The sequence below is a fragment of the Paraburkholderia phenoliruptrix genome (assembly GCF_902859825.1).
Taxonomy (GTDB): Bacteria; Pseudomonadota; Gammaproteobacteria; order Burkholderiales; family Burkholderiaceae; genus Paraburkholderia; species Paraburkholderia phenoliruptrix.
Window position 1 is genome coordinate 1 of the sequence record NZ_CADIKB010000108.1, and the last position, 1,713, is coordinate 1,713.

2 protein-coding genes are annotated in these 1,713 nt (G+C 55.8%); one reads left to right on the top strand and one right to left on the bottom strand.

All coding sequences use genetic code 11. From position 1 onward, the window contains the following. Nucleotides 1-171 precede the first annotated feature (171 nt). Nucleotides 172-468: a DUF4148 domain-containing protein gene (locus HV711_RS33160; protein ID WP_082201647.1), complete on the bottom strand. Its 297-nt coding sequence runs from the start codon at nucleotides 466-468 to the stop codon at nucleotides 172-174. A 684-nt stretch (nucleotides 469-1,152) separates the two neighbouring features. On the opposite strand from HV711_RS33160, the gene HV711_RS33165 reads away from it, so the two are divergent. After that, nucleotides 1,153-1,713 (top strand): cytochrome b (locus HV711_RS33165; protein WP_175145681.1); only part of this gene is annotated, 561 nt, incomplete at its 3' end.

The window sequence follows — 1,713 nt, forward strand, 5'->3', positions numbered from 1 at the left end:
CCGCCCTGAAGCGTTCGCCCTCGAAATCCAACATTGACCATGATCGCAAGGTCGCATAATCTATGCCGCACCCGCCGTCCCAACCTTCAACTGTCTGTGGGACATTGCCGATTCCCCGGTGGCCATGGTTAAAAATCATGTCCAAAGCAGAACCAACTAACCAGCTCCAGGCTAGTGATGAGAATAGAGCAAATGCTTTGCGCTCATTGGATTTACAGTTGTTTGCGATGAGCCCCCAGCGGCGGAGCCATATCCAGATATGTCGAAAGCAGTTGCTGGCTTTTCAGACGCGGGAGCTGTCTTGGGATATTGTGAATTCGATTGATGAATCAAACCTTCTTGCTCCGCGGTAATGAGTTGGGCGCGCACGTCCGCGCGCGTAAGCGGTCCGTTCGTTTGCTGGGCGAAGGACACTACCGGAATGGAAACGGATGCGGCGATGACGATGGCAGAAATGAGCGTTTTCATTTGATTTGACTCCATAAAAAACGGATGCAGGCCGAAGAACGTGTCGTAGTCGGTGCGATTAGATTGCGTTGGAAAACGCATTAAAGCCCGGAGCGTGACAGGCATTCGTCTGAAGCACCGAAGAACTCTATGTCGAAACCAGTACGACGGAAACATCACCTTTCAAGGCGCGTTGCTGGTCCGACGGTGATTGCCGACAGTCAGACCCGTCCTCGGAGACATGAAGCCGCTTTCGGGACTGACGTCGACGTCTCATCTGGTGCTTATAGCCACAATAGGCAGCTATCCTTAACTCATCCTTAACGAAAAAGCACCCACGGCGCTTGGAACGCCAGCGATGTCAGCGCTATTTCTGCGCTAGTCGGCATCTGCTTATCGCAGGGAGCAACGAATTTTCCGCTGCACACCCTTTTCATCCCATAAGAATTGACTTCTCCCTGACCCGTTAAGTATCCCTTAAGCAGAGTGCCTTTAGCATTCTGTCGGCGTCGGGCCACACGGGCAGAACTGCCGCAGGCTTCGCGGGTGCCCAATGCTGAGAGAGCGCTGCGCGAGTCGGTCATCACAAGTTCTGGCGGCTAGGTTATTTGCACATCCTGTTCCGCCGCGAGTTCGTTCAAGAGCGATTCGCTGTTCGGGCGACGGAAGCGGTGCCTTTATTCTTCGGTTCTAGTTCGGGCAAAAATGAATACTCAATACGCAGTACGCTTTGGCGACATGCCGGCCCGCTACGACGCGGTCTCCCGGGTACTTCATTGGCTCAGTTTGCTGCTTCTGGTGGCACAGTTCAGTCTGGGTTGGTTGATGCCGGACGCTGACTCAGTGCAGGCTCCTGCTGGTCTGGTCGCCTGGCACGTTGGGATTGGGACATCACTGTTGGCCCTATTCGCCGCAAGGCTTGTCTGGGCTGCAATGCGTCGCTCGCCAGGTCCGGTCGACCAGCACGGTGGGCTTCGGTTTCTGGCGGCGGCGGTTCACGTTTCGATGTACGCGCTCTTGCTGCTCGTTCCCCTCCTCGGATGGCTGAACGCAAGCGGCCGGGGCTGGGTTGTCAGATTGGCCGGGGTCTTGGATCTGCCACCGCTTGCTACGCCAGATTCGCTTGGCGCGTCCATTGGCGAGTGGCATAGCACAAGCGGCAATGTCCCACAGACAGTTGAAGGTTGGGACGGCGGGTGCGGCATAGATTATGCGACCTTGCGATCATGGTCAATGTTGGATTTCGAGGGCGAACGCTTCAGGGCG

Excerpts from the sequence above, each read along its gene's own strand:
- HV711_RS33160 (WP_082201647.1), bottom strand. The coding sequence starts at position 468 with ATGAAAACGCTCATTTCTGCCATCGTCATCGCCGCATCCGTTTCCATT.